This is a genomic window from Aeromonas sp. 600527 (assembly GCF_049175415.1).
Taxonomy (GTDB): Bacteria; Pseudomonadota; Gammaproteobacteria; order Enterobacterales; family Aeromonadaceae; genus Aeromonas; species Aeromonas veronii_A.
The window spans coordinates 35342-42362 of record NZ_JAAKVA010000025.1 but is presented as its reverse complement, the minus strand read 5'-3'; the positions used below and the strand labels follow the sequence as shown (position 1 = coordinate 42362).

The following is a 7021-nucleotide window of genomic DNA, read 5'->3' as shown; positions in this document are numbered from 1 at the left end:
AGGCCTTCCCGATTGGGAAGGCCTTTTTGCTATGGGCGGTTTGCTCATAAGAGCCACAGATTTGCACACCAGAGCCAACACAAGCCCAGTCTGACGACCGGGCTTTGGTGTTTTAGCTTGTTAAACCAGCCAATGGCTCGCTTTTACCTGTCGGAAGAATGGCCAGATAGCAGACTATTCCCACCATTTTCTGGCTATATCAGCGTTCTATCAGCTTCATTTACAGTTATTTGAATGATCCTGCAGGTGGTCAAATCAGGCTTCTGTCGCTTGCTGGCTACAGAGCAGTTCCATATTGACCACCCCCTCCTCCATCTGCACGTCGATCTTGAAGCCAAGCCGTTTGGCGAGGTTGACCATGCCGCGATTGCTGGGCATGGTCATGCCGGATAACTTGCCAATCCCCTGTTCTTTGGCGTAACGGATGATCTTCTCCATCATCAATTTGCCGAGCCCCACCCCTTTCAAGTCCGATCGCACCAGAATGGCAAACTCGGCATCGCTCTGGTCCGGGGTCGAGATAGCGCGCACTACGCCGAGGATCTGATCCTGCAGCTCGCCATCTTGCCCCACCGCTACGAAGGCCATCTCCCGGTCGTAATCGATCTGGGTCATGCGGGCCAACTCTTCGTGACCCAGTTCACCGACATCGGCGAAGAAGCGTTTGTACCTGTCTTCATCAGAGACTTGCAGCACGAACTGCTTGTGAGCCGGTTCATCTTCCGGCCGGATCGGGCGCAGTAGGATATGGCGTTGATCTTTAAGCCAGGCACCTTCCTCCAGTTCGGTAGGATAGGGGCGGATCGCCAGTCGGTTGCTGGTTGTGATGGCGGGGTTAGCCAGCGTGAGGCTGGCATCCAGTACCACCATCTCGGCGCCGCATGCTTGCAGCGGGTGCAGGTCCAGCTCCTGAATCTCCGGAAAGGCGAGCAATAGCTCGGAGAGCTGGCAAAGCACTTGGCCCAAGGCATCAATATCCAGTCGTTCCGGCGTCGCCTGTTCGCGGATCTTGCGGCTCTTGAGGGCACCGATGATCTGATAACGCGCCAGTGCCTGATTGAGCGGTGGCAAGGCTGCTACCATCTCCTGCGGTTCGGCGCCCGACTCACCCAGCAGGATGACGGGGCCAAAGATGGCGTCTTGCTGGATCCGCACCCGCAGCTCCAGGCCGCCGCTGCGGCGGGCCATGCGTTGCACCAGCAAGCCTTCGATGCGGGCGCCCGGATCGTGTTGTCTGACCCGATCCAGAATGGCATCTGCGGCTTGCGCCACTTCTGCCGAGGTGCGCAGATTGAGCACCACCCCGTGTACGGCAGACTTGTGTTGGATGTCGGGTGAGCGCAGTTTCACTGCCACCGGATAGCCGATCTGCTCGGCGGTCAGGGTCGCCTCGATGGCATCGGTGACGATCCAGGTTGGCAGGGTCGAGAGGCCGGCAGCCTGCAAAATTGGATGCACCAGATGGGTATCCAGCCTCAGCTGCTTGCGCTCCTGCGCCTGACGGACCAGATGTTGGCAGAGCTCGACATTGAGCTGGTTGCCATGCAGTGATGCCGGTGTCTCCATCAATTGCTTCTGGTTGCGGCGGTATTCCACCATGTGCATGAAGGCGGCCATGGCACTTTCCGGCGTGCGATAGGTCGGGAAACCTGCCTCGGTAAAGAGTTTGCGACCCTCCTGCGCCGAGTATTCGCCCGCCCAGTTGGTGAGGATATTGAAACGGCGCGCTCTGGGATGCTGTTTCAGATGGGCGATAAGATGGCTGGCCAGCGGTGCATTCGGTGCTGTGAGCGAGGGTGCGTGGATAATCAGGATGGCGTCGATACCATCCTCCTGCAACACGCTGTCCAACGCCTCCTGATAGGTGGCGATGGTGGCATCGCTGCCGATGTCGAGCGGCGGGCGAGCCAGCTTGCCGCCACGCTCCAGCAGCACATCCACCGCCATATTGGCCAGCCCGCGGCCGTTGGAGATGATGGCGAGCCGCTCCCCCTTGAGGGTCATAGAGTGGCTCAGTGTTTCCACTGCGGCAAACAGCTCGTGGGTATCCCGTACCCGCAGCATACCGGCGCGGCGGATAGCGGCGTCATAGACATTGTCGAGGCCGTGGGCCGGATCGTGGCGCCCGCTTTTCAGTACCAGGATCGGCTTGTTGCGCGAGGCGGCCCGCGCCGCCGAGAGAAAGTGGCGGGCGTCGTGCAGCTTGTCCATATAGATCAAGATGGCACGGGTGACGCTGTCGCGGGAGAGCTGATCCAGCAGCTGGCCGAAGTCGATATCGCAGTGATCGCCAAGTGAGATAAAGGCGGAAAAGCCCAGTTCATGCTGCTTGGCCCAATCCAGAATGGTGGTGCTGACGGCGGCGGATTGCGAGAGAAAGGCGACCTGCCCCGGCTTGGCGGCAATGGGTGAAAAGCTGGCGTTGATCCCTTGGCCGGGTAGCAGCATTCCCATGCTGTTGGGGCCGAGCAGGCGAATGCCGTATTGTTGGCAGACCCGTTTCAGCTCCAGCCGCTCCTCGGGGGAAAAGTCGGCGGCCAGTATGATGGCTGCACCAGAGCCCTTATGGCCGAGCGCTTCCAATAGTGGCAAGACTCGTTCCCGTCTGGTGCAGATGATGGCGAGATCCGGGATCAGCGGCAGGCTGGCAATATCGGGATAGGCCAGCACGCCGGCGATGGCCTTGTTGCGCGGAGTGACCGGGAGGATGGGCCCTTTGAATTGGCCTGCCAGCAGGTGACGCACGATCACATGACCCGCCTTGAGCGGGTCGGTCGAGGCGCCGATCACGGCGATTGATTGGGGTTTGAACAGCCGATCCAGACCGCTTGCTTTCATGGGCACTCCCGACAAAAGGGGGAAGATACCAGTCTAATACGCCTTTGCTGCGGGTTCTGTGACCGGCTCCCGATCACCGTTTGTTCAGGGCATTGGCACGCAGATAAAAGCGCAGTTCGCCCTGTACCCGACGAATGGCTCCCAGGTAGCGTTCCTGCAGATAGATATCCTGCTCCCTATCCAGCGCCGTGCTGGGCACCCCCATACTTTGCAGATACTCGTCAAACAGGGTAGAACCCTTGATCTCTACCAGATGCTGTTTCATGGCTCTCCTCCCTGCGCCTTGGTGTTTGTTGATGAGTGCTCAGTCTGCGATGAGCTGCATGGTTTGCCTATTGTCACTTTTGACACGAGAGCGCTCACACATCTTTCAGAGAGGGCACCGTTGAGCCGCTGGCTGGCGTTATAGTATGGCGAGGAGAATGAGGTGCATGAGGAGCGGATGGTGCACGGGATGATCAGAGTCTGGTGGTGGTGTATGGGATTGTGGGCGGTTGGCGTATCGGCAGCCGAGCAGCCTATCCGCGCCTGGAATCTGTTGCTGGATCACCCCAACCCCGCCGTCGTCCAGTTGCTGCGGCTCTCTCTCGATCTCACCGTACCGGAGTATGGCCCCTACCAGCTGGTCCCCAGCCCCCAGATGGAGCAGGGGCGGGCTGTGAAGGAGTTGCGTAGTGGCGAGCTGGTTCAGATTGGCGTCTTTGCCCCGGATGGTGAACGGGAACGAGAGCTGTTGGCGGTCCACATTCCGCTGGCCAAGGGGCTGCTGGGGTGGCGGGTGTGTCTTGTTCGGCAGGGTGACGAGGGGCGTTTTGCTGCGATCGGCTCGTTGGTGGACTGGCATCGCGCCGGACTCTCCATCGGTCAGCACAGATCCTGGCCCGATACCCAGTTGCTCAAGGCCAACGGCCTAAAGGTGACGGTGGGCAATCTTTATGAGGCGCTTTTCAACATGCTGCGCAAGAAGCGTTTTGACTGCTTCCTGCGCTCGGTCATCGAGATCGAGGATGAACTCAGGCAGCACCCGGATCTGGCCATCGAGCCTCGTCTGGTATTTCGCTATCCGCTAGCGCTGCTCTTCTTTGTCTCGCCCAACTATCCGGAGCTGGCGCAGCGTATCGAGCTCGGCCTGCAGCGGGCACGGCAATCGGGCGCTTTTGATCGGGTTTTTGAAGAGGGATTTGGCAGCACCATTCGGCGGCTAAAACTGGATGAGCGGGTGCGCCTCGAGCTGCACAATCCCGACCTGCCGTTGCCCAGTCGCGTCATGATGGCTGATCCGGCACTCATCTATAAACCGGTGTCAGCGCAGTGAACCCTGATTCTGCGCGGTATCCCAGAAGGCGCGGATCAATGGCTCCTCCAGCCGCTTCTTGAGTACCCCGATCCCCACATCAAATGGCTTGAAGGCGGGCTTGAGGTCGATGATCCGTACCTTGTCGCCGAGCGGGCTGTGGTCGATCACCGCCGCCGGTACCAGCCCCACGCCACAGCCGAGCGCCACCATGGCGACAATCCCCTCGTTCCCCGCCACTTCGGCATAGATGTTGGGGGCTATCCCCTTGTTGCGAAACCACTGATCGCTGCGTTTGCGGGCCAGTCCCTGCTCGGAGAGGATGACTGGCAGCTGCTCCCAATCCGGCTCCCCTTGACGGAACCACTGGTTCAGCTGCGGGGCATTGCGCGGCGCGATGAAGACCAGCGGCACCAGCTGCAGGCTGGCAAATTCGAGTTTGGCCGGCAGGGCATCGGGGCGGGCGGCGATGGCGAGATCGGCCTCGTCGGCCAGGATCTTGTCCACCGCCAGCGCCGGGTCGCCGGTCTCCAGCTTGATCTCCAGCTGGGGGTAGCGGCGGCGAAAGCGCTCCAGCACCTCGGGCAGCAGAAAGTAGCTGGCAGTGACCGAGCAGAACACGCGCAGCCGTCCCTGCAGTGGTTCATCGCTGCGTTTAAGCTCCTGCTTGAGCTGGCGCCACTCCTGCAACAGGCCGCCGCCAAACTCCCGCAGCTTCTCGCCGGCGGGGGTGAGTCGCACTGAGCGGTTATCTCGCTCGAACAGGATGCAGCCGGTCTCCTGCTCCAGCCGCTGGATGGCGCGGCTCAGGGTCGAGGGGCTGACCGCCATGGCATCGGCGCTCTTGCCGAAATGAAGGGAGTCGGCGAGGTGGAGAAACAGTTCGAGATTACGAAGGTCCATTGATCACTTCCTGCAGCTGTCAGGGCATAAAGTCATGCCGAACCGTCCGGCTCTGGCAACCGCATCCCCGCACAATTCAGCGGCAATATTGCCGAAACGGGGCGTGCATGGGGCGCAATTGCCAAAAATCATCTTTCAATTATTGCAACGTACTGTTTCGAATATATCAGTTCAGGCAATAAGTGTCCCGCGCTATAGTGGTTCAGACAACGCCGCTACCCGGCATGGAATCAATCGAACGGAGCAATCACCATGGCTAACTATTTCAACACCTTGAACCTGCGTCAGCAGTTGGCCCAACTGGGCAAGTGTCGTTTCATGCAGCGCGAAGAGTTCGCGGACGGCTGCAACGTGCTGAAGGGCAAGAAGGTGGTGATTGTGGGCTGTGGTGCCCAGGGTCTGAACCAGGGTCTGAACATGCGCGACTCCGGGCTGGATATCTCCTACGCCCTGCGCAAGGCCGCCATCACCGAGAAGCGTGCCTCCTGGCAGAAAGCCACCGACAACGGCTTCGCGGTCGGTACCTATGAAGAGCTGATCCCGACTGCCGATCTGGTGCTGAACCTGACTCCGGACAAGCAACACTCCGACGTGGTCAAAACCGTGATGCCGCTGATGAAGCAGGGCGCCGCGCTGGGTTACTCCCACGGCTTCAACGTGGTGGAAGAGGGTCAGCAGATCCGCGCCGACATCACCGTCGTGATGGTGGCGCCCAAGTGCCCGGGTACCGAAGTGCGCGAAGAGTACAAGCGTGGCTTTGGTGTGCCGACCCTGATCGCCGTTCACCCGGTAAATGACCCGAAAGGCGAAGGCATGGCCATCGCCAAGGCGTGGGCCTCTGCCACCGGCGGCGACCGTGCCGGGGTACTGGAATCCTCCTTCGTGGCGGAAGTGAAATCCGATCTGATGGGCGAGCAGACCATCCTCTGCGGCATGCTGCAGGCCGGTTCCCTGCTTTGCTACGACAAGCTGGTTGCCGAAGGCACAGACCCGGCCTATGCCGGCAAGCTGATCCAGTTCGGCTGGGAAACCATCACCGAAGCCCTGAAGCAGGGTGGCATCAGCCTGATGATGGACCGCCTCGCCAACCCGGCCAAGCTGCGCGCCTTCGAACTCTCCGAGCAGCTCAAGACCCTGATGCGCCCGCTGTTCGAGAAGCATATGGACGACATCATCGCCGGTGAGTTCTCCCGCGGCATGATGGCCGACTGGGCCGAAGATGACGTCAAACTGTTCACCTGGCGTGAAGAGACCGGCAAGTCTGCCTTCGAAAATGCCCCTGCGTTCGCTGGCAAGATTGCCGAGCAGGAGTACTTCGACAATGGCGTGGTGATGGTGGCCATGGTCAAGGCGGGTGTCGAGCTGGCGTTCGAGACCATGGTGGCTTCCGGTATATACGAGGAGTCTGCCTACTACGAATCCCTGCACGAGTTGCCGCTGATCGCCAACACCGTTGCTCGCAAGCGTCTGTACGAGATGAACGTGGTCATCTCCGATACCGCCGAGTATGGCAACTACCTGTTCGCCAACGCCGCCGTGCCCTTGCTGCGTGAGCACTTCATGCCGACCCTGAAAGCGGGCGATCTGGGTGCCAGCAAGGCGGAAGGGCAGAACGTGGATAACCTGGCGCTGCTGGCGGCCAACGAAGCGACCCGCAACCACCCGATCGAGAAGATCGGTCAGGTACTGCGCGGGTATATGAAAGACATGAAACGTATCGCCGTTGGCGGTTAATCAGGTATGACCCGCAACCATGCCTGATGCGAGAAGAGCGGTCAGGTACTGCGCGGTTATATTAAAGACATGAAACGCATCGCCGTCGGCGGTTAAGCCGGCATAGGGCAGGATGATGAAGGGGCGGGGATGACGATCCCCGTCGCCGGTCGGACTGGACACCCGACCGGCCAGCCAGAAAAACCAGCCTGACAGTCATAAAAAAGCCCCGCTCATCGAGCGGGGCTTTTGCATTCAGAAAGGCTGGATAAA

General features: G+C 60.1%; 5 protein-coding genes. 2 read left to right on the top strand and 3 right to left on the bottom strand.

Going from position 1 to position 7021, the window contains the following annotated elements:
* Nucleotides 1-255: 255 nt before the first annotated feature.
* Nucleotides 256-2838 (bottom strand): GNAT family N-acetyltransferase, encoded by a 2583-nt coding sequence (locus G5154_RS20300; RefSeq protein ID WP_421251561.1) that lies wholly within the window; start codon nt 2836-2838, stop codon nt 256-258.
* Between the two features lie 73 nt (nt 2839-2911).
* On the bottom strand, nt 2912-3103 hold the full coding sequence (locus tag G5154_RS20295) for a hypothetical protein (RefSeq protein ID WP_005342100.1): 192 nt from the start codon (nt 3101-3103) through the stop codon (nt 2912-2914).
* 189 nt (nt 3104-3292) lie between these two features.
* On the opposite strand from G5154_RS20295, the gene G5154_RS20290 reads away from it, so the two are divergent.
* On the top strand, nt 3293-4153 hold the full coding sequence (locus G5154_RS20290) for a hypothetical protein (RefSeq protein WP_421236378.1): 861 nt from the start codon (nt 3293-3295) through the stop codon (nt 4151-4153).
* Here G5154_RS20290 and ilvY read toward each other — a convergent pair.
* Nucleotides 4142-5035: an HTH-type transcriptional activator IlvY gene (gene ilvY / locus G5154_RS20285; RefSeq protein ID WP_005342097.1), complete on the bottom strand. Its 894-nt coding sequence runs from the start codon at nt 5033-5035 to the stop codon at nt 4142-4144. The two genes, G5154_RS20290 and ilvY, sit on opposite strands and share 12 nt — an antisense overlap.
* Before the next feature lie 252 nt (nt 5036-5287).
* On the opposite strand from ilvY, the gene ilvC reads away from it, so the two are divergent.
* A complete protein-coding gene (ilvC, locus tag G5154_RS20280; RefSeq protein WP_421263985.1) occupies nt 5288-6769 on the top strand; it encodes a ketol-acid reductoisomerase in 1482 nt (493 codons plus the stop codon).
* Nucleotides 6770-7021: the final 252 nt, after the last annotated feature.